At 52.0% G+C, this 22,975-nt stretch carries 24 protein-coding genes; 11 read left to right on the forward strand and 13 right to left on the reverse strand.

Annotation, left to right across the window (positions count from 1 at the left end; genetic code table 11):
* The first annotated feature begins 17 nt into the window (after nt 1-17).
* Together V6944_RS15960 and V6944_RS15965 are read left to right on the forward strand one after the other, a co-directional pair.
* Complete coding sequence (locus V6944_RS15960) at nt 18-2,531, forward strand: fimbria/pilus outer membrane usher protein (protein ID WP_442910748.1); 2,514 nt, start codon at nt 18-20, stop codon at nt 2,529-2,531.
* An 11-nt stretch (nt 2,532-2,542) separates the two neighbouring features.
* Nucleotides 2,543-3,649 (forward strand): fimbrial protein, encoded by a 1,107-nt coding sequence (locus tag V6944_RS15965; protein WP_333499665.1) that lies wholly within the window; start codon nt 2,543-2,545, stop codon nt 3,647-3,649.
* Nucleotides 3,650-3,773: 124 nt separating this feature from the next.
* On the opposite strand, the gene V6944_RS15970 is transcribed toward V6944_RS15965, so the two are convergent.
* The 10 genes from V6944_RS15970 to V6944_RS16015 all read right to left on the reverse strand — a co-directional run bounded on the left by V6944_RS15970 (nt 3,774) and on the right by V6944_RS16015 (nt 14,941).
* Nucleotides 3,774-4,784 carry an ABC transporter substrate-binding protein gene (locus V6944_RS15970; RefSeq protein WP_333499666.1) on the reverse strand — a complete coding sequence of 337 codons (1,011 nt, stop codon included), beginning with the start codon at nt 4,782-4,784 and terminating at the stop codon, nt 3,774-3,776.
* A gap of 11 nt (nt 4,785-4,795) precedes the next feature.
* Nucleotides 4,796-6,928 (reverse strand): TonB-dependent receptor, encoded by a 2,133-nt coding sequence (locus tag V6944_RS15975; protein ID WP_333499667.1) that lies wholly within the window; start codon nt 6,926-6,928, stop codon nt 4,796-4,798.
* 226 nt (nt 6,929-7,154) lie between these two features.
* Nucleotides 7,155-7,577: a hypothetical protein gene (locus V6944_RS15980; RefSeq protein ID WP_333496727.1), complete on the reverse strand. Its 423-nt coding sequence runs from the start codon at nt 7,575-7,577 to the stop codon at nt 7,155-7,157.
* 136 nt (nt 7,578-7,713) lie between these two features.
* Entirely contained in the window at nt 7,714-8,481 is a 768-nt protein-coding gene (locus V6944_RS15985) for a heme ABC transporter ATP-binding protein (RefSeq protein ID WP_333499668.1), read from the reverse strand.
* Nucleotides 8,478-9,470, reverse strand: a complete 993-nt coding sequence (locus V6944_RS15990; RefSeq protein WP_333012646.1) for a FecCD family ABC transporter permease — start codon at nt 9,468-9,470, stop codon at nt 8,478-8,480. The genes V6944_RS15985 and V6944_RS15990 overlap by 4 nt, the downstream gene beginning before the upstream one ends.
* Nucleotides 9,471-9,520: 50 nt before the next feature.
* Nucleotides 9,521-10,144 carry an anaerobilin reductase gene (gene chuY, locus V6944_RS15995; RefSeq protein WP_333499689.1) on the reverse strand — a complete coding sequence of 208 codons (624 nt, stop codon included), beginning with the start codon at nt 10,142-10,144 and terminating at the stop codon, nt 9,521-9,523.
* Nucleotides 10,144-10,638, reverse strand: coding sequence for a heme utilization cystosolic carrier protein HutX (hutX, locus tag V6944_RS16000; RefSeq protein ID WP_185668731.1), 495 nt, complete (start codon nt 10,636-10,638; stop codon nt 10,144-10,146). Before hutX ends, chuY begins: the two co-directional genes overlap by 1 nt.
* 12 nt (nt 10,639-10,650) lie before the next feature.
* Nucleotides 10,651-11,988, reverse strand: coding sequence for a heme anaerobic degradation radical SAM methyltransferase ChuW/HutW (gene hutW, locus V6944_RS16005; RefSeq protein WP_333499690.1), 1,338 nt, complete (start codon nt 11,986-11,988; stop codon nt 10,651-10,653).
* A gap of 23 nt (nt 11,989-12,011) precedes the next feature.
* Nucleotides 12,012-12,836, reverse strand: a complete 825-nt coding sequence (locus V6944_RS16010; RefSeq protein ID WP_333499691.1) for a heme/hemin ABC transporter substrate-binding protein — start codon at nt 12,834-12,836, stop codon at nt 12,012-12,014.
* Between the two features lie 2 nt (nt 12,837-12,838).
* Nucleotides 12,839-14,941: a TonB-dependent receptor gene (locus V6944_RS16015; RefSeq protein ID WP_333499669.1), complete on the reverse strand. Its 2,103-nt coding sequence runs from the start codon at nt 14,939-14,941 to the stop codon at nt 12,839-12,841.
* 524 nt (nt 14,942-15,465) lie between these two features.
* On the opposite strand from V6944_RS16015, the gene V6944_RS16020 reads away from it, so the two are divergent.
* The 4 genes from V6944_RS16020 (at nt 15,466) to V6944_RS16035 (ending at nt 17,663) form a co-directional block, all read left to right on the forward strand.
* Entirely contained in the window at nt 15,466-15,798 is a 333-nt protein-coding gene (locus tag V6944_RS16020) for a DUF1971 domain-containing protein (RefSeq protein WP_185668736.1), read from the forward strand.
* A gap of 10 nt (nt 15,799-15,808) precedes the next feature.
* Complete coding sequence (locus V6944_RS16025) at nt 15,809-16,147, forward strand: DUF1869 domain-containing protein (RefSeq protein WP_333496732.1); 339 nt, start codon at nt 15,809-15,811, stop codon at nt 16,145-16,147.
* Nucleotides 16,148-16,359: 212 nt separating this feature from the next.
* Nucleotides 16,360-16,896, forward strand: a complete 537-nt coding sequence (locus tag V6944_RS16030; RefSeq protein ID WP_333499670.1) for a hypothetical protein — start codon at nt 16,360-16,362, stop codon at nt 16,894-16,896.
* 563 nt (nt 16,897-17,459) lie between these two features.
* Nucleotides 17,460-17,663, forward strand: coding sequence for a helix-turn-helix transcriptional regulator (locus tag V6944_RS16035; protein ID WP_053896513.1), 204 nt, complete (start codon nt 17,460-17,462; stop codon nt 17,661-17,663).
* Between the two features lie 910 nt (nt 17,664-18,573).
* On the opposite strand, the gene V6944_RS16040 is transcribed toward V6944_RS16035, so the two are convergent.
* The 3 genes from V6944_RS16040 to mobQ all read right to left on the reverse strand — a co-directional run bounded on the left by V6944_RS16040 (nt 18,574) and on the right by mobQ (nt 21,146).
* Nucleotides 18,574-18,951 carry a hypothetical protein gene (locus tag V6944_RS16040; RefSeq protein WP_333499671.1) on the reverse strand — a complete coding sequence of 126 codons (378 nt, stop codon included), beginning with the start codon at nt 18,949-18,951 and terminating at the stop codon, nt 18,574-18,576.
* 36 nt (nt 18,952-18,987) lie between these two features.
* Nucleotides 18,988-19,482: a DUF4755 domain-containing protein gene (locus V6944_RS16045; protein WP_333499672.1), complete on the reverse strand. Its 495-nt coding sequence runs from the start codon at nt 19,480-19,482 to the stop codon at nt 18,988-18,990.
* A 362-nt stretch (nt 19,483-19,844) separates the two neighbouring features.
* On the reverse strand, nt 19,845-21,146 hold the full coding sequence (mobQ, locus tag V6944_RS16050) for a MobQ family relaxase (RefSeq protein WP_333499673.1): 1,302 nt from the start codon (nt 21,144-21,146) through the stop codon (nt 19,845-19,847).
* A gap of 340 nt (nt 21,147-21,486) precedes the next feature.
* Between mobQ and V6944_RS16055 the strand changes: the two genes are divergently transcribed.
* The 5 genes from V6944_RS16055 to V6944_RS16075 are packed head-to-tail and all read left to right on the forward strand — an operon-like array spanning nt 21,487 to nt 22,974.
* Nucleotides 21,487-21,672, forward strand: a complete 186-nt coding sequence (locus tag V6944_RS16055) for a hypothetical protein (RefSeq protein ID WP_085335200.1) — start codon at nt 21,487-21,489, stop codon at nt 21,670-21,672.
* Nucleotides 21,669-22,004, forward strand: a complete 336-nt coding sequence (locus V6944_RS16060; RefSeq protein ID WP_085335201.1) for a hypothetical protein — start codon at nt 21,669-21,671, stop codon at nt 22,002-22,004. Before V6944_RS16055 ends, V6944_RS16060 begins: the two co-directional genes overlap by 4 nt.
* Complete coding sequence (locus tag V6944_RS16065) at nt 21,994-22,335, forward strand: hypothetical protein (RefSeq protein WP_085335202.1); 342 nt, start codon at nt 21,994-21,996, stop codon at nt 22,333-22,335. The genes V6944_RS16060 and V6944_RS16065 overlap by 11 nt, the downstream gene beginning before the upstream one ends.
* Nucleotides 22,328-22,741, forward strand: coding sequence for a hypothetical protein (locus V6944_RS16070; protein ID WP_130953981.1), 414 nt, complete (start codon nt 22,328-22,330; stop codon nt 22,739-22,741). The genes V6944_RS16065 and V6944_RS16070 overlap by 8 nt, the downstream gene beginning before the upstream one ends.
* Entirely contained in the window at nt 22,738-22,974 is a 237-nt protein-coding gene (locus V6944_RS16075; protein ID WP_085335204.1) for a hypothetical protein, read from the forward strand. The genes V6944_RS16070 and V6944_RS16075 overlap by 4 nt, the downstream gene beginning before the upstream one ends.
* Nucleotide 22,975 lies beyond the last annotated feature (1 nt).

Below are 22,975 nucleotides of genomic sequence, written 5' to 3' on the forward strand. Positions count from 1 at the left end.
TTTTGACGGCTTCTCTCATGAAAAAATACGCCCCAGCTACACCTCCCGACGAGGCGATGGTTGCTGCCAGCGCGCTGCTGGCCTGCGTACCGACGGCGCTATTGCTGATGTGCTACCAGGCTCCCGCCAGAGCGGACGACTATTTTGACCCGGCGGCGGTGGAGTTGAGTGACCCGCAGCAGAAAACCGCCGATCTGCACTATTTCGCCAAATCTGGCGGCCAGCAGCCCGGGCGCTATCCGGTGTCGGTGTGGATTAACAATCAGCAAGTGGCCCAGGAGACGATTGAGTTTGTCGAGGACGATGGTCAGCTACTGCCGCGTCTGACCACATCCCAGCTTGCTGAATACGGTGTCAACGTGAGCGCCTTCGCCACGTTTAATCAACTGCACGACGGCGAACCGCTGACTCGCATTGGGCGATTTATTCCCGATGCCAGCAGCAAGTTTGACTTCACCGCGCAACGGCTGAACTTGAGCATTCCGCAGGCGGCGATGAACCAGCAAAATCAGGGCTACGTTGACCCGGCGCGCTGGGATGACGGTATTCCGGCGGCTTTTGTCGACTACAACCTCACCGGGGCGCAGGCGCGACAGGATGGCGGCGACAGCCGCAGCAGCTACCTGAATCTGCGCAGCGGCGTTAATCTCGGCAGCTGGCGGTTGCGCAATATTGCCGCGATGCAGTATGACAAAACCCGCCGCTGGCGCTCGCAAAGCACTTATCTGCAGCGTGATATTCGGGCGCTGAAAAGCCAACTGCGGATGGGTGATACCTATACCAGCGGCGATGTTTTTGACAGCGTGCAGTTTCGCGGTGTGCAGCTGATGTCGCAGGAAGAGATGTTGCCGGATAGCCAGCGCGGCTTCGCCCCGGTGATCCGTGGGATGGCGCACAGCAACGCGAAAGTGACCGTTTCTCAGCACGGCTATGTCATTTATGAAACCTTCGTGGCCCCCGGCGCGTTCGCGATTAGCGACCTCTATCCCACCGCACAAAGCGGCGATCTGGAGGTGACGGTGACCGAGAGCGACGGTTCAGTGCGCCACTTTACCCAGCCGTTTTCCGCCGTGCCGTTTATGCTGCGTCAGGGGCGCATAAAGTACAGCGCCAGCATCGGGCGCTACTACTCAACTCAGCCGCAGACCCGTCAGCCGCAGTTTATGCAGTCGACGCTGTTTTACGGCCTGCCCGCTGATATTACCTTCTACGGCGGGGTGCAGCTGGCGGATGACTATCAGGCGTGGTCGGTTGGTCTGGGCCACGGCTTTGGCGAACTCGGTTCACTGGGCGCGGATTACACCAGCGCCGCCACCCGTACGCCTTCCGGGCAACGCTTTCACGGTAACTCCGCACGGTTGCAGTACCAAAAGAGCTTTGCCGCCATCGGCACGACGCTGAGCCTGGCGAGCTATCGCTACTCGTCCAGCCGCTATTACGATTTTGGCGAAGCGAATGCGCTGGAGGGGCGCTACGGCGTCTCCGATAACAAGCGCAGCCGTGAAGAACTGTCGTTATCGCAGTCGCTCGGCGATATGGGCAGTGTGTCTGCATCGGCCTGGACTCAGACCTACTGGCATTCTCAAGGGCAGGATGAGACCGTGCACGTCGGTTTTTATAGCGCCTGGAAAGGGATCTCCTGGGGCGTGGGCTACTACTTTACGCAGTCGAGCCAGAGCAATAAAAACGACCGATCGTTCTCCTTTAATCTGAACATCCCCCTCGGCAGTCAGCTGGCGGATAGCTCCGTCAGCTACAGCACCACCTCCGATAACAACGGCTACACCTCGCAACAAGTGTCGTTGTACGGTTCGGCGCTGGAGAAAAATAACCTCTACTACACCGTCCAGCAGGGCTACGGCAACAAAGGGCAGGGGAGCAACAGCGGCGTGTCGCTGGACTATCGCGGCGGCTATGGCGAAACGCAGCTCGGCTATCAGCACGATAGCGTGAATAGCCAGGTCACCTGGGGAGCGTCGGGGTCGATTGTGGCGCACCCGCACGGCATCACCTTCGGCCAGTACACCGGCGATAGCTTTGCCGTTGTGCGTGCGCCGGGCGCCAGCAACGTCGATATTCAGAACGGCACCGATCTGCATACCGACTGGCGCGGCTATGCGATTGTGCCGACGCTCACCGCCTATCGAAAAAATGATATCAGCCTCGATACCGAATCGCTGCCCGACGACGCCGACGTGGAGCTGCAGGCGCAGACCGTGATCCCCGATGGCGGCGCGATTGTTGAAGCCGACTATCACGCCCACATCGGCAGCCGCGTGATCTTTACGCTGCGCGGGGCGCAGGGGCCGCTGCCGTTTGGTGCCAGCGCGCGCCTGGTTGGCGACGACGAGGCGGCATCCGGCATTGTGGCAGAGCAGGGGCAAGTTTATCTCAGCGGGATGCCGGATGAGGGCATCGTTGAAGTCAGTTGGATGGATAGCCGCGTCGCGCAGACCTGCCGTGCCCGTTACCATCTCCCCACTACTATGCAGGCTAACCCGGTGAAAACGGTTAGCGCGCAGTGTCTTTAAAAGGTGTGCCTATGTGCAGAAGCCACGTTGTTATCCGTCTGTTTATTCTGCTGGCTGTCGCCATTGGCTGTCCACGGGTGTGGGCAGAAAGCTGCAGTAATACCATCGGTGATATGACCATTAATACCCAGAACATACAGTATCTGCCCACGCTGCCGGTGAACTCGCAGATGTCACATTCTATGGCCGACAACGGCAGCGGAGTGCGATTTACCTGCGATCTTCAGCTGCCTGCGGCAGACTGGAAGCGGGTGGTCTATCAGCAGGTCGTGACCTCGGGGTCGGCATTGGCCGTCAATGGGGTGCATATTTTTGCCACTCAACTGGCGGGTCTTGGCTATTCGCTGGGCTTTCAGTGCAACGGCGGCGCGGTGCACTATATTGACGGCAGCAGCTCTCCGGCAGGAAGTGACTCAGCGACGATTTGCGACAGCAACGACCTACCGGCGCTGCTGACGCAAAAAGAGATTGTGATTAAAGCCTACGTCACCTTCTATAAAACCGGCGACGTCAATCTGGCGGGCGGCAACCACACCAACGTCAATGCCCAGCCGCAGGTCGGCAAACTGTTTGTGGAGCAGCGTTCTTCGGCGGTTAACGGCACGACCAGTACATCGCCAACCTTTCTGGGACTGTCGGCGCTGAACGTGGATATCGGTGCCAGCGGCAGTTGTCAGGTATCCAGGCCGACCATCACGGTGGGGCTGGGGGCGGTGAATAAAGCGGAGTTTAAGGGGGTGAATACCACCGGCGGCGCGGCGCAAAACTTTGCGATCCCGGTTTACTGTTCCCAACCGACCGACGTGCGCATTGGCTTCTTTGGTCAGGAGGCCGACCCGGCGTTCCCGGATACGCTGGCGATTACACCGGGGAGCGGCGCGGCAGGCGGCGTCGGGGTGAAGCTGAGCTATGGTAACAACGGCGCACCGGCTCCGGCAGCGGGTACGGCGGTGCATATCAACGAAGCGACTAATCTGCCGCTGCTGAAAACGGTGAAGGCGAGCCAGGTTGCTAACGCTGAGGATATCAACTTTACCGCCCAGTATGTGCAGACCGGCAGCGTGGTGAGTGCGGGGATGGCGAATAGTATGGCGACATTTACGCTTATCTATAACTGAGGGTAGGGAAAGACGGTGCTGGAACCCTCACCCCGACCCTCTCCCTTAAAAAGGGAGAGGGAGAAAACCGCACCGAACGGTTCCCTCGCCCCTTTGGGGAGAGGGTGAGGGGGAAAAGACATCACTACTGCGCAGGCTTCTGCGCATGCAAAATCCGCTGCGTCTCATCGTCACTGAGTTTGTAATCAAAGAAACGCTGATAGAAATCCTGCGTCACCTTCGTCATATCAACCCCAGGGAAACTGGTAGGATGCAGCATCAGCGCCGCCCACTGGATCTGCAGTGCGCTTTCGGTGCCGTAACGATCCCACGGGAATACCCCCGCCGGGTTTTGCAGCACCTTGCCGTTTTTCACCGCCTTGAGCTCTGAGAACAGCGCCGCGTAGGGTGAATCGGCAATCTGCCCGCTGTTTGCCCCGAGGATAATCACGTCTGGTTGCCAGGCAAGCACCCGCTCCGGCGACACCTCTTTCATATTGCCCTGAATCTCCGCCGCCGCGTTTTTACCCCCGGCGAGGTGAATCCACGTGTCAATCAGCGTCTGGCTGCCGTCCACCTTCAGCGGCTTCAGCGACTGAATATGCAGCACGCTGGGCCGCTGCTCGGCGGTCAGCCCGTGCATTTTGCTTTGTACGGTATCAATGGTGGTTTGCAGATACTGGTTATAGGCCTTTGCCCGCGCCCGCGCGTCGTCGGTACCCAGCACCTCGGCGGTGGTGGTGACCGATTTCATCAGCGACGGATAGTCGGTAAAGGCCATTTGTAGCGTAGGCAGCCCTGCCTGGCGGTAGCTCTCCGCTTTATCATTGCCTGCCGAGGTGAACACCACATCCACCTTTTTAGCCAGCAGGCTCTCGGGGTTAAATGCGGTGCCGCGAACCTGCAGAGCCTGATTCAACGTCGGCGCGATTTTGAACATCCACGGCTGGCTTTCCGGATGGTTGACGGTGGCGACGATTTTACTCCCCGCCCCCAGGGTCATCAGCACCGAGTGGTGCGCGAACCAGCCGTCGGCGATGGTGTTCACCTGGTCGGGAACGGTAACGGTATGACCGGCATCATCCACGACCTGGCGGGAAGCCAGGGCGGGGAAAGCCAGCCAGGCGCAGAGTAACCACGCTTGGCGACGTTTCATCGAACTACTCCTTAAAAATCAATCTGCATAGAGAGTTGAGCCTCTCGCGGTGCCCCAAGCTGAGCGCTGGCGTTGCCCGCGCCGGTATACCCGGTTAACGCGCCAGGAACCACGTTGGTCCAGTAGCGACGGTTAGTCAGGTTGGTGACATCCAGACGGAAGGTAACGGGGGTGTTGTACATTCGGGTGGCGTAGCTTGCTCCGGCATCCACCGTGGTGTAGCTGCCCACCCAACTGTCATTGGCGTTATCGGTCGCGCGGCGGCCAACGTAGCGCACGTTGGTATCCACATCGACGCCCGGTAGCTGCTCAATGCTGTAAACCGCCAGCATGCTGGCGGTGAAGCGCGGTACGCCGACCACCTGTTTGCCGTCAGCGCTGGCGCTGGCCGTGTCGTGCAGACGCGGGTCAAGCCAGGTCGCGCCGCCGAACAGGCGTAGGTTGTGGGTGACGTGGCCGTCGGCCATCAGCTCCAGCCCGCGGTTTTTCTGCGTGCCGTCCTGGGCGAAATCACCGCTGTCATTGGTATACGCGAAAGGACGCTCCGCCTGGAACAGCGCGGCGGAGAGCATCAGGTCACGCATTGGGGCATATTTCGCGCCGACTTCCACCTGATGGCTGCGGTACGGGTCGAGGATCTGTCCGGCGTTGTTTGCGCCGCTTGGGGCAGTGTCGCCCTGCTGCATGCTGTCAGCCCACGTGGTGTAGAGCGTGATGTTGTCGATAGGTTTGTACATCAGGCTGGCCGAACCGCTGGCGCCGCTGTCTTTTTTGTCGCTGGTTTGCTTGCCGGTCTTGTTGTAGTTGCTGACCGTAAACAGGTTTTCGCTACCCGAAAGCAGCAGGCTCCACTGCGGGCTGAAGTGCAGGGTGTCGCTCAGCAGGAAGGCATGCTGCGTGGTGGTCGCAGACTGATAGCGTTTATTAAAGTCCGGATACGGCGGACGCGGGTAGACCGGGTGCTGATCCAGCGAGGAACTCCCGAGCGTAAAGGTGCCGCCGTCGACCGGGTTATAGTTTTTCCACACAAAGCCGCGCACGCCGGTGCTGATGTCGTGGGTTAACCAGCCGGTGTCCACGCTACCGGTCAGGTTTGCCATATAGCTGTTGATGGTAAAGCGACTGGCGGCGGAGTCGGAGGTGGTGGTGGTGTAGCTGCCGTGATTATCGGTCAGGGTGTTGGTGACGGTGGTGGATTCGCGGTCGGCAATCTGACGCAGCACGCCGACATCCAGCAACCAGTTGCCGTCAAAATCATGCTTCAGGTGCAGGCTGGCGGTGCTGGTTTCATCATCGTTACCGGCATAGCTCTGGCCGTACTGCGCTTTGGTCGGGTCGAGCGGGGAAGGGAAATGCACCCCTTTTGCCAGCGCAAACGAGCCCGGCATGCCTTTTTCGTAGTAGTGGTAGTAGCTGAAGTTGCTCTCCAGTACCGTTTTATCGGTGAGCTGGAAGTCGAGGCCAAGACCGGCGTACTGGCGGCGTTTGTGGCTGCCGCTGGTGTAACCGTGGCCTTCGTCGTTGAGCAGGTTGAGGCGGTATTTCACGCGGTCGCCGTCATCGATAGGGCCGCTAAAGTCCATTGAGGTCAGCGTGCCGTTACCGGTGCTACCGCCGACGGTCACACGGTGCAGCGGGGTATCCGTTGGGCGTTTGGACACCAGGTTAAACATCCCCGCCGGGTTCGCCGGGCCGTACAGCGAGCCTGCCAGGCCGCTCAGTACTTCGACGCTCTGGAACTGCTCAGCCGGATATTCGGTGGTGGAGACGGCGTTCAGGCCATCAATCATATGGTTTTGCACCACGCTGCCCTGCATGCCGCGGGTTTGTGGGCGAACCCCATCACCCTGTACGGAAGGCATATAGCGGTAGACATCTTTGACGCTTTTGAGCTGCTGCTCGTTGATAATCGGCGAGGAGAGGGTCTGAACTGACCAGGGAACATCCATCACCGTTCGTTTTCCCAGACTGCCTAAGGTAGCCTGCTTCTCTGAAGCCGGCGGCTCCTGCGCGCTGCTGTTATCGGCAGCGGCGGCGCTGGCAGAGACCACCATAGTGTCCTCCGCATAGCCAGATTGCGATATCGCCAGGCACGAGAATGCCAGGAGCCCCGAAGCGAGCGGTATTGTTTTATTATCGAACATTTTTAAATTCAGTGTGTTAGCCGAAAGACTGGTGGTAACCGGGTTACCATCTACGCATGAGGGGAACAGCTATTATTATTTGTATGACGAATATCATGAGGATTGTCGCTATATATGTCAATACACAACGAGTGGTAGGTAAAACGGGGGGACAGAGGTGCGGGGGTGTCCTGACAGGCATAAAAAAAGCCGCATCAGCGGCTTTTTTTGACTCGGTAAGTTAGTGTTATTCGCTGACTTTTTTCTCCAGTTCAGCGGCACCGTCTTTGGTTTTATCCCAACCTTTCTGCGCCCCATCTTTGGTCGCGTCCCACCCTTTTTGGGAGGCATCTTTGGTTTTATTCCAGCCTTTCTGGGCACCTTCTTTGGTGGCATCCCACCCTTTTTCAGTCCCTTCTTTGGTTTTATGCCAGGTTTTCTGAGCGCCTTCGCTCACCTGACTACCTACGCTGTCGCTCTTACCTTCGGTGGCGTGCTTAGATTTCAGCTTAAGCTCTTCACCCTGGTTCTGTGCCTGATGCAGTTTTTCTTTCGCGGTATTCGCGTTTGCCTGTGCCTGGGCAACCGTGTCGTCGGTGGCGTGTGTGGTCGCTGCGAAAACAGGGGAAGCCAGCAGGAGTGCTGAAAGTGCAATTGTTGTTTTTTTCATAACAAATCCTCATCAGTGTGTGAGCGTTAGAAAGGATGGCACAGACGTTGGCATGAGGCTTTAGGAATAAACTGTAATTGAATCATCGTGTTCCAACAGGCGGTTTTGGCGAGTGCGCGAAACCGCCCGTGAATCATCATCTTTCCAGTACGATAAGCGGGGCGTCATCGCGGGTTCGGGTAACGGCCACTTCCGCTTGATAGAGGTTACGCAGCGCGGATTCCGTCAACACCTCCTTCGGTGTGCCGCTATCAACCACCTGACCTTTTTCCAACAGCACGATGCGGTCGGCATAGCGCGCGGCGAGGTTGAGGTCGTGCAGCACACAGCAGACGTTAAACTGCCGCTGCTGCACCAGTTCGCGCAGCAGGCGGAACAGCTGCTGCTGGTGGTGAATATCCAGCGCCGAGGTGGGTTCGTCGAGAAACAGCCACTTTGGCGTGGGTTCCGGCTCCCAAAGCTGCACCAGCAGGCGCGCCAGCTGTACCCGCTGCTGTTCGCCGCCGGAGAGATGGCGGTAATCGCGGGAAGCCAGTTCGCGGCAGCCGCATAGCGCCATGATGTGCTCCGTCTCATCGCGCGGGTTGCTGCTGCGATGCGGGTGGCGGCCCATGCGGATCACCTCCATCACGCTAAAGGGAAACGCCATATCCTGGTTCTGGCGCATCACCGCGCGAGTGCGGGCTAGCGTCTCCGTTGGCCACGCCTCCAGCGCTTTGCCAAACATCGAACAGGTTCCGCTATCCGGTTTCAGGTAGCCGGTCAGCTGGCGCAGTAGCGTTGATTTGCCCGCACCGTTTGGCCCGAGGATGGCGACGATCTCCCCGCCGGGTAGCGTGAGTGAGACGTTATGGGTCAGGCGGCGGCCGTTGATGCTGTAGGTGAGATTCCGGGCTTCAATCATAGTGCTCTCCGTGTCCGCAGGATCAGCCAAAGAAAATAGGGGCCGCCAATCAGGCTGGTCAGCAGGCCAACCGGCATTTCAGCAGGCTGCACCAACGTGCGTGCCAGGGTGTCCGCAACCAGCAACAGGCAGGCTCCGGCCAGCGTCGAGCAGGGCAGCAGCCAGCGGTGGTCGGCACCGATGGTCATGCGGATAAGATGCGGAATGACCAGGCCGATAAAGCCAATCACGCCGCTCACCGACACCGCCGCACCCACCAACAGGGAACTGAGTAACAGCAGTAGCTGGCGTTTACGCTTGACGTTCACGCCGAGGTAGTGCGCCTCTTCATCGCCCAATTGCAGCAGGTTCAGCGTGGTGGCAAGCCAGGCGGTGGCGATCATTGCTGGCAGCGCAAACGAGGCGGCAACCAACAGCGTAGGCCACTGCGCCTGCCCCAGGCTGCCCATCATCCATAAGGTGAGCTGGCGCAGCTGCTGTTCATCGCCGACGTAGCTCAGGATACCGATCGCCGCGCCGCAGAGCGCGTTGATGGCGATCCCCGCCAGCAGCAACTGGATCATGCCGCCGTGCTGGTGGCGCAGGCTAATCAGGAAGATCACGGCGCACACTACCAGGCTGCCGACGACGGCGAAAATCATCTGTTCGTACAGCAGAAAGGCGGCGGGGAGTGAAACGGGGAAGATAATCGCCACCCCGACCATCAGCGCCGAGCCGCTGCTCACCCCTAGCAGACCGGGGTCGGCCATCGGGTTACGAAACAGCCCCTGCATGATCACCCCGGCGGTAGCCAGCGCGCCGCCAACCAGCACTGCCAGCAGCACCCGTGGCAGGCGAATGTTGAGCCAGATATCGCGGTAGTGCGCATCCTGCAACGAGGCGAAGGTGATTTTTAGCGCCCCCTGGCTGGCACCGACCAGTACGAGGGTCGCCAGTATCAGCAGCAGGCCGATAAAAACGCTGAAAGAAGAGAGTGAATCCTTGAACACGCAAAGCTCCGTTACATCGATGCGGCGCGAGGTGCCGCGCCGCAGGGGAATTACGCCGGTTTGAGGCCCGGCTCAACCAGGCTGTAAACCTGCTGGTCGAGCGCCGGGGCGCTGGCTAACGCCTGAATATGCGCCGCGACGTCCGCGCGCTGCACAAATCCGTGGACTTCCTGTTGCTGCACGCGCAGCGCGTTACCGGTCGCCTCACCGCTAAGCAGCCCGGCAGGGCGCAGAATGGCGTAGTCCAGCGTACTGGTTTGCAGCCAGCTTTCCGCCAGGCTTTTTTCACGCACGGCCTGACCAAACGCCGCCTTGGCACGCGGTGAGAGGAACGGCCAGCTATCGCCGCAGCCGAGTGAGGTCACCAGAATCATCCGGTGAATGCCCGCTTTTTCGGCTTCATCAATCACCGTGCGGTGGGTGAGATAATCCTGCGCGCCGCCCATGGTGGAGATAACCGTTGCCGTTTCACCGGCGGCCTGACAGGCCCTGGCGACCATGTCAGCGTCGCAGGCATCGCCAATAAAAACCTGCGCGCCCAGCGCTTCCAGCCGCGCAGCGGCCTCTGGGTTACGCACCAGCGCCACCACCGGGCGTTTTTCTGCCAGTGCCAGTTCGGCCGTGAGCGCGCCGACGCCTTTACCGCCCGCGCCAAACATTAACCACGGGGTCATCATGCCTCTCCCTTCAGCACGGCGGCGAGGGTACGGAAGGCGTCAACCTGCTCGCTGAGCAGCTGGCGATGGTCGTCGCGGCCGAGGAAAATTTTAAACATCGCGCTGCCTGCGGCGTTAAAGAACAGGATTGAGGCGGTATCCATCGCCATAAATTTGCGTTCCACCAGCGCAATGTGGGTGCAGTTTTCCGCCTTGATGTGGCCGGTCATGCCTTTCTTGCCGCGCAGGTTGAAGTAGCCGTGGCGGTGGAAGCCGGACGGCAGTTCACCGGTGAATTCCAGAATCACATCGGCGGTGTGCACAAGCGTTGTGACTTTGCCCCATTCCGCGACGGTGTCCCACACGGTGTCAAACTTGTCGCCCGTCACCAGCGTGTGGGATGGCAGGTTTTTTACCACCTCCAGCAGCGTGGTGTGGTACTGGCTGGCGATCGCTTCCAGCGTGCCGTCAGGCTCGGTTTTTAAAAAGTCCTGTAGGGATACGTTGCTCATCGTTCACTCCTGTTATTGGGTTTCAACCGCAATGCGCGGTGCGTTAAGTGCCTGAATAAGTTCATCAAGAGACTGCAAAATGTTACTTGCCCAGAAGCGTCCTTCATTGGTCAGACGCAGGCAGGTTGAGTCGTCGCGCGTCAGCCCAGCGCGGTGCCATTGCGCCAGCAGCGGGGCGAGTTTCGCGGCGTGTGGGGTCAGCGCATCCAGCGGTACGCGGGCGGTTTCTACGCCAGACTGCAGCAGGTGTCGCCACTGGAAGCCGCGCTCGGCGGTACGCATCATCATCATCAGCGGCTTTTTGCCTGCGGCGATGGCGTCGTGCCAGGTCTCGAGATTGCGCTCGACCATCCACGAATAGCCGTTGACGGAGCCGCCCGCGCCGGAGCCCAGCGCCAGGCAGTCTGCGCCCTGTTTAATCAGTAAATTGTAGAGATTGCGCTCGCGGGTGGTGCGTGCCCAGTGGCTGTTGCTAATGCAGCTCCAGCCAGCCTTGTCCATAAAGTCGCAGCCCTGAAGGTAGAGATCACGGCGTTCGGCGGGCTGCGGCACACTGGTGCGCCCGTTCTCAACCGCTTTGCCGAGCGGCGTGTTAGGCAGCAGGTTGAGGGCGTAAAGATCGACGCCATCGAGGCCGATATCGCGGGCGATCGCCAGATCTTCGCCCCACAGCGCGGCGTTCTGACCTGGCAGACCAAACAGCAGATCGCAGACCACCGCCGCGCGGTCGCGCTTGACCAATCCTTCCATAAAGGCGATAGCGGTAGGGCCATCGGAGGTGCGGGCCATCTTCTTACGAATTTTACTGTTAAACGACTGAATGCCGATGGAGAAACGGTTCGCACCAGCGTCCAGACAGGCGTCGATTCGCGCATCGTCGAAGTTCAGCACCCGGCCTTCTATGGTGATTTCACAGTCTGGCGCCAGCGGCAGGCGCTCGCGCAGGGTGGTGATAATGCGTGCCAGATCGCGGGCTGACAGCGCCGACGGCGTGCCGCCGCCGAAATAGACCGCGTGAATAGGCGCGGACTGGTGCAGTACGCTGTCGGCCTCCATCTCGATCTCACGCAGCAGTGCGTCGGTGTAACGCGCGCAGTGATCCTCTTCATAGCGGTTCTGGTAAAAACCGCAGAAGGTGCAGTGGGTGGCGCAAAACGGAATGTGCAGATACAGCAGGCGCTTACGTGGCGGCGCGGCGTGGTTCAGCACCTCCTGCCAGGTTTGCTCAAGCTGTTCTCTGGCGATAGGCACCGCGCCGCGCCAGGGCATCGTCGCCCGACGGTCTTTAAAAGGCTGGCCGCCCTCCAGCGCAAAGTGCGGGGTTAAATCCAGGTCGATAGGGGTATTCAACATCATCGGTCTTTCAACATCCTTTAGTGTGGCCAGAACTGGCGGTGCAGCGTTTCAACCGCGTCGGCGACGCGCGGGCCCATGCCGAGGATCAGGGCCTGATCGATAACGACGATGCGCTGGTTTTTCCACGCGTTGGTGCGGGTGATCCCGGCGATCGCGCTCAGACGGTTAAGATCGCCGTTGACCATTTGCGCGGTGACGATAATCACCTCCGGGTTGGCGGCAATCAGCGCCTCCGCGCTGTAGCTACGATACTGCGGGTGCTGAGCCACGTTGCGGGCCCCGGCGAGCGTCATGATGGCGTCGGCAACGCTGCCTTTCCCCGCTACCTGCGGGGCGCTGCCGCCCGCGCTGAGAATAAACAGCGCGTTCACCGGTGCCGGTTTACTGGCGCTGCTCTGCGCCACCTTTTCCAGACGCTGGCGAATGTCGCCTACCAGCGCGGTACCGCTGTCCTCACGCCCCAGAGCGCTGGCAAGCGTGTGGATATTGGCGTACATCTGCTCAACGGTGGCAGGGACTCGCGGCAGGGTGAGCACCTCGACATGCTGGCTGCGCAACTGGTCAAACACCAACTGCGGGCCCGCGTCCTGCCAGGTGATAAAGCGGTTTGGGTGCAGCGATAAAATGCCTTCGCTGCTGAGCTGCTTCCAGTAACCGATGTGCGGCAGCGCGGCGGTTTCCGGCGGGTATGAGGTGGTTTCATCCACCCCGACCACCTGGCTGCCCGCGCCCAGCGCGTAAATCAGCTCGCTGAGCGAACCGCCGGCCACCACGATGCGGTCAGCCGCCTGAGCGCTGAACACGGTGACCAGCGCCAGTAATCCGATAGCCAGTTTTTTCATCATCAGAAGTTCCATGCAAAGCCGACCGCGGCGTTAAAGCCCTCCGCCGGAATGGATTCATGCGCCGTGCGGTAGCGTTTATCGGTCAGGTTGTTGAGCGCCAGGTTGACCTGATACTGATCGTTGGCACCGAATTCGGTGTTTACCGCCAGGTTAAGCGTGGCCCAGCCAGGCGTGCGGGTCTCTTCCGTACCGGTATCGTCTTTGGCGCTGGAGGCCGCGCGGATAAAGAGATCGGAGGTGACGTTTGCCACATTGAGCATGAGCGTGTGTTTCACCCCGACGCGGCCGTTAATCGCGGGTTCGCCGGTATTGGTGGTTTTCCCCGCCGGGGTTTCATATTCGCGGCGGATCAGGTTGCCGCTGACGTACGGTGAGACAATCCAGCCGTTATATTCGGCGCTCAACTCCATGCCCCAGGTGTTGGCGCGGTCAATGTTGTCGTAGTAATAGTTGCCACTACGCGCTGAGTTGGTCGTGCCGTTGCAGATAGCCTGGCCGGAGCAGGCGACGGTGGCGATGTAGTCCTTCGCCTGTGAGTAGTAGACCGCGCCATCAACCAGCCAAAAGTTGCCGTTGTAACGGGCACCCAGCTCATAGTTATTGGAGTGTTCGGCTTCCAGGTTGGCATTGCCGTAGGTCGTCCCGCCGCCCGCCGCGGTTTGCGAAAACAGCTGCGTCAGCGTTGGGAAGACGTAGCCCTGAGCGAACGCGGCCCGCAGCTCGATGTTGTCGAAGCCCGAGTAGCGCAGGCTGGTGGCGCTGACTAACGCATTGTCACTGGTTGACTGCGCGCCGATAGAGGTGTCTTTGGTGACGCCGTTCGTCGTGGCGTTCGAGTCGCCGCGGGTGAGTTTTGACGACAGCCAGTACTGGCGCGCGCCGAGCGTCCAGGTCCAGTTATCGGCAAAATGCCAGTCGTTCTGGGCGAACAGCGAGGTATTGCTCTGCTCAGACTCGTTATAGGCACGGGTTTGGGTTTCTCGCGAAATCGGCTTCAGGTAGGTCGAACCGTCGGTGGTTTGCGAGATGCGGTCGCGCTGGTACTGCGTGCCGACGACCAGGTCATTATTGCCGGGCAGCGAGAAGTTGCTCTGTAACGTGACACCCTGGGTGTACTGCTTATCGTTGGTTTTGGTCTGGTTATGGATAACCGACGTCAGCACCTCGTTTTCAAACTGACGCGCGATGGTCTGCTCGTAGGCATCGAGGTGAATTTTCTTCAGATAATCACCGTCGACATCCACGTCATAGAACAGACCAACCTTTTCCCGCTCCAGTTTCGGCAGCTTGACGCTAAAGGCATCGTACTCGCCGTCCGGATCTTCGTAATAGGTTTGGGTAGAGAGCTTGTAGCGGTCGAGCGACAGCCCAAAGTGCTGGTTATCCAGGTTGTAGCCGAGCCAGATACCCTGGCTGTTGTTCCGGAAATTGGTGTTCGGCAGACGGCCGTCCGGCGTATCGCGATCGCCCTGATCGGAATAGCTGCCGTTAATACGATAATCAAACTGACCAATGCTGCCCCATGCCGCAGCCGACTCTTCCCAGCCCGCCGTTGCGGAGTTATAGACCGCTTTCACCGTCCCGGCGAGCGGCTTATCGCCCCCTTTTTTGGTGATAAAGTTCACCACGCCGCCGATGGCCTGCGAGCCGTACAGCACCGAGTAAGGGCCTTTGACCACTTCGATGCGTTCCAGAGCGGATTCATCAATCAGCAACCCGGCGCCGTAGTTTTGCCCGGCGCGCTGATAGGTGACCTCCTGACCATCAATGAGGATCAGTACGCGGGAAGAGGCTTCACCGCGAATGCGGATCTGCTTGCGCCCGGCGAGCGCGTTATCTGTAATCTCTACGCCGGGAATATCCTGCAGATCGTCGGCAATTGAAGTGCTGGTGGAGTTTTGCAGCGTCTGATGGTCGATAACCTGAATGGTTGCCGGACTGTTCCAGAGCGAGCTTTCCGAACGATTGGCGGTCACCACCAGCGTCTCTTCCTTACTGGCTTTGTGCGGTGTATCTGAAGATGTAGCGGCAGAGGCCGCGCTGGAAACGCAGAAGGCCAGCGCGGAGAGTACGAAGGACCCTCGGGTAATGGAATGCAGCATCGGTATCCCTACAAATGAATATGATAATGATAATAACTATCAATTACATTTACACATCAACAGAAACAGGTCCAGCGTGGAAGGTATAAATAAAATGCATCTTTGATTTGCGTCAATTTATGCCGGAGATAGGGCAGTGAAATGTGACTTTGATCACCACAATACTGAGCATAATTAAGCGGTTAATGCTGTTGATTTGCGATAGGGAAGGTTGTTTGGCGGTTGGAGTGGTGCTGGAAGGTGAGGGGGGATTAATAGATTACAGGAATGTGTTGGGTGTCGGCGGTCGTAATGAACGCTAGCGAGATAAAAAAGGAATCAGACGGTTTATTACATTGTTGAATAGGCACTATCTGAGGTGAATATACTTATTTAAATTAATCTAATCCTTATTGAGTATAAATAGGGGTATAGCCTGCTGAAATTAAAAAATAATACCCTCAGTGATTAAAAGGGGTATAAGATATGCAACATATTTTCCCATTCCAGACCGCGCCTGACCGCGTGGAAAGAGAGGCAGAATCATGCAGCGAATCATCATCCCCACCCATTACGTTCATACCCGTACCACGCCGCTGTGGACCAAAGAAACCGCGCCCGCATCCATCTGGAAGCGCCATCTTGATGCCGGTACGCGACAGGGCGTGTTCCCACGTCTGGCGGTAATGCAGGGGGCGATACGCTATTATGGTTATGCCGATGAGACCAGCCCGGAACCTGTTGAGACGATGACCATCGAAGCCGGGCAGTTTGGCGTTTTCCCGGCTGAGAAATGGCACCGTATTGAAGCATTAAGCGACGACACCGTATTTAACGTTGATTTCTATGTCGATCCTAAGATTTTGATAGAAGGATGAAACTGAACTGATGAACAGTGAAAATAAAGGGTATTCCCTGGCGGTTATTAATGGCAATAACAAAGAGAAGCAGGAAAAAGTCTATCTGAAACCGATGGCGCTTTATGTTCCTGATATTGCTGTACAGGCCGTCGCCGAGCTTATTTCTCCGCTCTCTCCTGATAATGCGCAGGGTAAAGGTTTCTTGCTGACCGTCACCAATAATAATAACGGTGTCTCGGTGGATAAAGAATTTGCGGAATTGAGCGAGTTGCAGGACCCGACCGTCGCCGCCGATGCGGTAAAAGACCTGGTGAACATCGTTCGCGGGTATGAGTCGGATGAAGAGACTAACGTCTGCGGTTGGTAGTACTGTCGTTCCCTTCTGAGCTTTGCTTTACCGTTAGCAGATACCCTGGACAGGTTTATCGGGTTATCTGCTGCTGTCCCTTCTTAAGAACTTTCTGAATTGACGATATTTAACCCCCTATTGTTTGGAGCTAACGTTACAAACAATTAGGCAACATTTTTCGTTGTCGATATGCTAAACAGCAAATTAGAAAATACGACTTCAACGAGGTTATGGTGCGTTATTTATATTCTGGGATAGTGGTTGGTTTGGCATTACTGGTATCGGCTTGTGCTCCGGGACCTTTAGGTACACAACGTTACGAGCCCTATACCGGGCAGGATGCGGCTGTTGTGTACACTCAGCTCAATGACCAACATCAAGGGCTGGTTTATTTTCAGCGTTTTGCTAAAGAAGGTGATTGCTATAAAGATCAGGAGCTTATTTATATCAGTAATAACCTTATGGCCGGCAAAGTCCACCGTTTTTACGAAAGCCGACTTCGCCCGGAACAGTACTGGACTCTCTATGTGATGGATAACTCGAGCGGCCGTCAAATCGTCACGCAAACCGCGTTTATTCCTGAGGCTGGAAAGCATTATGTTGCCATTCCTTATCAAGGTGTTGTGGAAGTGCCGCTGGATTTGAAGCTATCGGGTAGCGACAACTTAGATAAAATTTATGAGCAATATAAAGATAAACCGGCTAAGCAATGGAATGTGCGTAGTGGGGTGTGTAAGTTCTGGTTTGCGAAAATGATGGGGGCGTAGGTTTTTGCTTTGTTGGGGACGAGACATCTGATGATGTAAGGCTTTGGCTCTCATCTGGGGAAGTACTCAACACTTTACCTATAGCGGATGGCAATGCTCGCTGCTGTGCGAACTTCTGCTTATGAGGTACCTGCCAACGCGCCTGAAGGCTTCAAACTTCTCGAGCTAAATCGCAGACACAAAAAAGCCCGCCAGGCTTACGCCATGCGGGCTTTCAGGACTTCATCTCAGGCTCTGGTGACCATCGACAAAGAATTTTGGTGGGCTGGCGTCCCTGTAATCCACTCTTTAATTGTTTGATTATTATATATATTAATGATTTGTATTTTACATTGAGGTGCAATAAAGGGATAAAAAAAGTATTGTGGCTAAAAATCAATCACATTTTGAATGTCATGACTAGCGGTGAGGAGTTGAACTCATGAGTTCAACTTCCGAAAGTGATTGAATGACTGTTAATTTAAAATAGTCAACAAAAAAAGCACTTTTTGCTAAAAAAGTTGTTGATCGTCATAAGCGATATTCGAATAATAGCCTCTGTCGAAAAACAATGGGAGAGATAAATGAAAGAAAAAAACAACTTTATACGTCTACCTGAAGTTCTGGAAAGAACAGGATTTTGTAAAGCTTGGATTTATCGTTTGATTAGTCGTGACGAATTCCCTTCACCTATAAAAATCGGTGATCGTGCAATCGGGTTCGTAGAAAGTGAAATAGATGCGTGGATTGACGAAAAGATTTATTTATCAAGAAATAAAGCCGCCTGAATGTTATTAAATGCTTTTTTGATTTATTCCTGACAGATTCATCATTAAAAGTGAAAACCTCTCAAAATCGCGTATAGAGCGTTTTAGAGCTACATATGAAAAATATCTTTTATTTAAAATAAAAGACTGGGTTTTGAACTGGTCTTTTTTTATTTTATCATCTAATCATTTTATTAAATATTTTTGATTTTATCTATTGACTGATGTTATAAATGGATTTATATAATATAAAGATACGAAAAATTAAAAACTCTTCGCCGACTTTTAACTTACGTTAAATACCACTTCCAGAAGATTTTAATCTTTAATAAAGCAATAACGCTAATCCTGTGTATCGGGTATAAGAATGAAGGTTCCTCAAGTGTTTGGCAATTCTTATGTTATTGTGGCAGTGCCGGATGACGCGTAGCTGCCAACCTGAATCGCATAATCTAAAAAATTTACAAACTGTAGTATAGACTCTTTAGTAAAACGAGAGTCATTTGAAAGTTTCATGATTTGTGTTTGCGCGGGTCGTGGGGGAAGTATCAGGATGGAAACGTTCTGAATATTTTCAAGGCGCAATGAGCATCTCCTATCTCTCTATTTTAGCCTTTTTGGCGTGGGGGGTAGGGGGGGAATGCTTAAAGAAAAACTATTTCCTCCTTCGGAGGAAAACTACTACGGCTGAAAGCCGCCCCGCTAAAACACAAACCCCAAAACCTTAAAACCAAAAACTTTTAAATTAATTAATTAGTACTACTAGTACAAAATTTTAATAAAAATAAATATAAAACCCAAAATATAAAAAGTAAAGTGTTATTTAATGAAGAGCTAATAGAAATATAAGTGAAGTTAGATTATGGATAAAATATAAAAGAAGTCAGATTACGCCAACTTCTTTTATAGATAAAATGGTATTCGATTTAGATTAATCTAACAAACCGCGAGAAGTTTTACTTGCCGTTTGTCTAAAGGTATAGCGTTCAACAACATCACCTTTAAACCAGATCTCAAGATCTTTCATGTGCGCTGTGCTGCTGTTCTTTAATAATGCTAATCCCGGTATGTAATTTGAAATCTGGGATTCACCGGACATAACGGAATAGCCCCACATTTCTTTACCATCGTTAGTTTCTTTAGTCTGAGGCTCCCCATAAAAACGAAGGATATCTTGTTGAGTAGTTTTCCCCTTGATAATCTTAGAGGTTATATTCTGCTGTGTTTCGTCTTTAATAGATTTGTTTCCATAAACGGTACAACTCGCTAAAGGAAGAATAATAAATGCTGCCGTAATCAATCTTTTCATATCAACTCCAAATATAAATAATAAAACATAACAAGGTTATAAAACGTATTTATTAAAAATGAGAAGCCAGCGATCGCAGATCTCGTGATTGGTCGATGATGTTTTGTTTTTCATTGGTAGATTGATTTTCCATGAAGGATTTTTTATATCATCTGTCAGTATAAAAATACCGGAACGCTGATTAGCTAACATTTGTTCATTACTGTTAGCTCCAGCGGACTTTATCATAGAGTTTAGATTATTACCTGTGCTATAAATTTTTCCAGCTTCGGATAGCGTATAATTTATTTCCCTGATGTTGTCGTATTTGAAAGTGCTGTCCTTATCTGTATTGAAAATACGTACTGTGTGTTTTTTAGTATCAATGACTACACCGGTGTTTTGACATTCATATGAGAGGACATCACCATCTAATACCTCTGTATAAGTATTGAGATATCTTCTTTTTTTAGGGCCAAAGTAAAACAGTTGGCAGAGAATCAGGATAAAAATCACTGCCCAAAAAAGAAAAATAATGTATTCGGTTTTCATAAAATTTCATTCCTCATAGAGCGATAGTTTTTAGCTTAATCATGAAGATACCAAGGTGATTCGCCCGGTCTTCCACGCTCCGAGCATACCATGAGGAGGGCTGCTCTCAAGCAAAATGATCGTTATTACAGATCAATTATTTAATATTGATAGTTTTTGGCGATTAAAAAGTGCCTATCGATCGGTGTTTTAATTGTTTTAATCGATCGATGATATAAGTATGATAGTTGCAAGCTATCATTATATCGATTTTGATCGATATAAACGATACGACGGCAGGTAGAAATAAATCAATACTATCAATTGGTTAAAGTTAATATAACTCCAAGTCATTCATTGGGGATGAAAAATGAGCAAAATATTTAGCGCGTTATTGGTCGGTTTCTTCTGTTCTCATATGCTTCACGTTCTTCATTAAATCTCTGTTCAGTTAATGATATTGATTGTTTTGCTATATGAAGCTTATTTTTAAACTCACTTTTTGACTGTGTTTTGTTATCTTGAGAAAATTCAGGAACGACAGCGCCGCCCATCAGATAAGCTTTTTTCTTCGCTGCTGTTTCTTTATTTTCTAAATCCTCTAACTCTTCTTTTTGTGCTTCTGTTAAGTGTAGATTCTTATCTACTTTCTCATCGGTTAAATTAATATTTGATGTTGAACCTATAGCCGCTGCTGAACTGCTTTTACTATTATTTTTAGTGGTGTGAACTTTGATTTCATTATCAGCATTAAGATCTGCTTTATCTTCTTTATTGAGTTTAGATTGAAGATATTCGCCAACTTCGCCGAGTCTATTTTGCGGGTTGTTTTCATTGCCTCCCTGTGTAGCATCTTGCAAAGATGCGGCAGGGGAGGAAGTTGGAGCCAACGGCGAGGGCTTAAGCTGTTTCTGTTCAATGTGGTTAAGTGCTTTTGCCTCTTGTGATACTTTCACTTCTTGGAGCACGTCAAAGCGTGCTTGTCGCTCTGGATTGCGGCTATGGCCTCTATGGATAGTCGGCGGTCTGTCTAAGCTGATTGCCTGCGCCTCTTGCTCAACCGTTCTGAGAGGGGGCAGGATAGCGTCAAACTCTGCTTTTTGTTCTTTCAGTGATCTGTGATCGATATGCGCATCGATGCCAGCCTTTTGCATGTGCTCGTTTGCTGCGTCTGCCCAGCTCTTGCGCCATTCCTCTAACAGTTCTTTATCGTTCCATTTCCTTTCCTTCTGACCGAACCCCGCGCCGTCAGGAGTAAGGAGGCGAGTAGTTAGCATTACGTGAAAATGCGGGTTGTCGCTATCGAGTTTGTGGAAGGCTATATCAGCAATCATTCCATTTTTTACAAAATTCTCTTGGCAAAAATCTATTGCTAACGCCTTTTTTTGTTCGTCTGTCATTTCGACAGGAAGCGCAATATTAAACTCGCGTGCTAACTGCGCATCTTTTCTTTTTTCGCTTTTTTCTATCGTGTTCCATAAATATGCAGGCTTTAAAAAATTACGGTCTGCGCTTTCAGGTATTAATATCACACTGTCTGAAATACCTTTCTTTTTGCTGTAGTCGTGGATCTCTCCTGTGTGTTCGTCCATTAACTTTTCGCCGTGGCGATAAGCTGCCGCAGCTACGCTACTATGCCCCTTGCTGCGTGTTATTGTTTGAGCGCTCATATGAAATATTGCCATTGTTTTTATCTCCTGATATTGAAAGCACATACTTTTTAAAACAAGCAAAATATATTTGCTTTTTTTAAAATCGATTAAGTAATATTGAGCATAAAGCGAATATTACTTTTTATTTTTATGCGTTAGTAAATCCTCATTTATGGGGCGCGCACATTCGAAGAATGTATAAGTGCGCTATTGTAGTTTTTAGTAAAGCTAAAATAGCCGCTATATGTAAACCTTTTATCTATAAAATCGCGCTCTGGAAATGAAAATACATATATCGCGCTTTACTTAAATAAATAAATATATTACTTAAAATATATATAACAGAAAAACATAAAAATAGAAGAGGTGAAATATGAATGATAATGATAAAAAAATAGAAGTGGCAGCGTCTGAACTTGTTAGATTGATTATTAGAAAGCTACAAGATGAAAATACGGATGTTATATGTAGAACGAGCTTATTTATAACTTACAATCTTTTTTCTCATGAAAGCGATTTTACTGTTGTTTATGACACGTTAGGGGGAGATCTGGAATGATTGGAAATTATAACAATGATTACGACTATGATGATAATGAGTATTTAAATGATGACACTATAGAAATCCCTTTGAGCTGTGAAGATGACGAATATAGAGAGGATTATTTAAGAGAACAAGAGCAAGAACAAAAATCTGTTTTACAGAAAATGATTGAGTATAAAAATGAAAATGCATTTTTTGGTCATTTATACGAAATGTCCGGTGTTTTTGGTTTTACTGTTGTTTTATTGTTAGGGTTTATTTTTACGCTGCCGATTTTGTTTATAGCTGGATTGATTGCGTTTTTTATTACATTGAAAGAAAAGAGGGGTGCGAAAAATGGCGTTTAATATAGAAAAATATAATAAAGTAAAAAAAGAGCTTGAGCAAAAAGCAAACTTATTGACTAGAATGGAGCAAGAAATGAAGGCAGAGGAAAGGAAAAAAGAGGCGGCACGTAAAATAAAAATTGGCGCTGAACTAATAAGAATAGTTAGAGAAAATAACATCGAGACATTAGATTTTGCTAATGATATTTCTTTGTTAGTAGGATCGTTAACTAATAATCTAATACTGAAAAGAATACACGATCAGCGTGAGTTCTTAAAAGTTGAAGGCGATAAAAGATTGAATGAATGGAAGCTAAAAAACAACAAGAAAAGGAGTAAAGCAGATGAATAACTTAAGACCTAACCCGAACCCTCGAAAAGAGGGAACGGCGGACATGATGAACCGCCTAAATTTCTATGATACGTCTTTCACTTGCTTGCATTTTCTAATGATAGATTTCGATAATGACATGCAAGAAATGAAAAGAAAAAAAGATTTTCATCCTTTGATGCTTTTGAATAAACACGATAGAGAGAGCTTAGATTTAGAGATACGAAACATTATTAGAATATCACTTGCAAGCAAAATGTTAAATATTAAAAGCGAAAAGTTATTGAGCGCTGATTTATATTTTGAAAAACAAGATGAGTTAGATATGGGCGAAGATGCGAGAATAGTCAGTTATGTGTTTAGAGACTTTGTAAAACAAAGAATAGAAGCAGCGATTAAAACTATTGAAGAAGAGAGAAGTATATGAGCATATTATCATTGTTAGCAAAAGCAAAACCAGCAGTAGATGATGGCGGGGCTAGTTTCATGGGTCCGGCGATGGGGTTTTTTGTTGCTGCTTTTTTAGTTGCTATCATTGCGTCTGTTGTTTCAAGTGCTTTTCGTTCTGCTAAAAACTCAGCAGATGTGAGTATAAGTAATGCAAAAAAATATCACGTAGCACTAATAAAAGAGCAATACAGAAAGAAAGGTGGTGGGTAAT

The organism is Kluyvera sp. CHPC 1.2972 (genome assembly GCF_036759925.1).
GTDB lineage: Bacteria > Pseudomonadota > Gammaproteobacteria > Enterobacterales > Enterobacteriaceae > Kluyvera.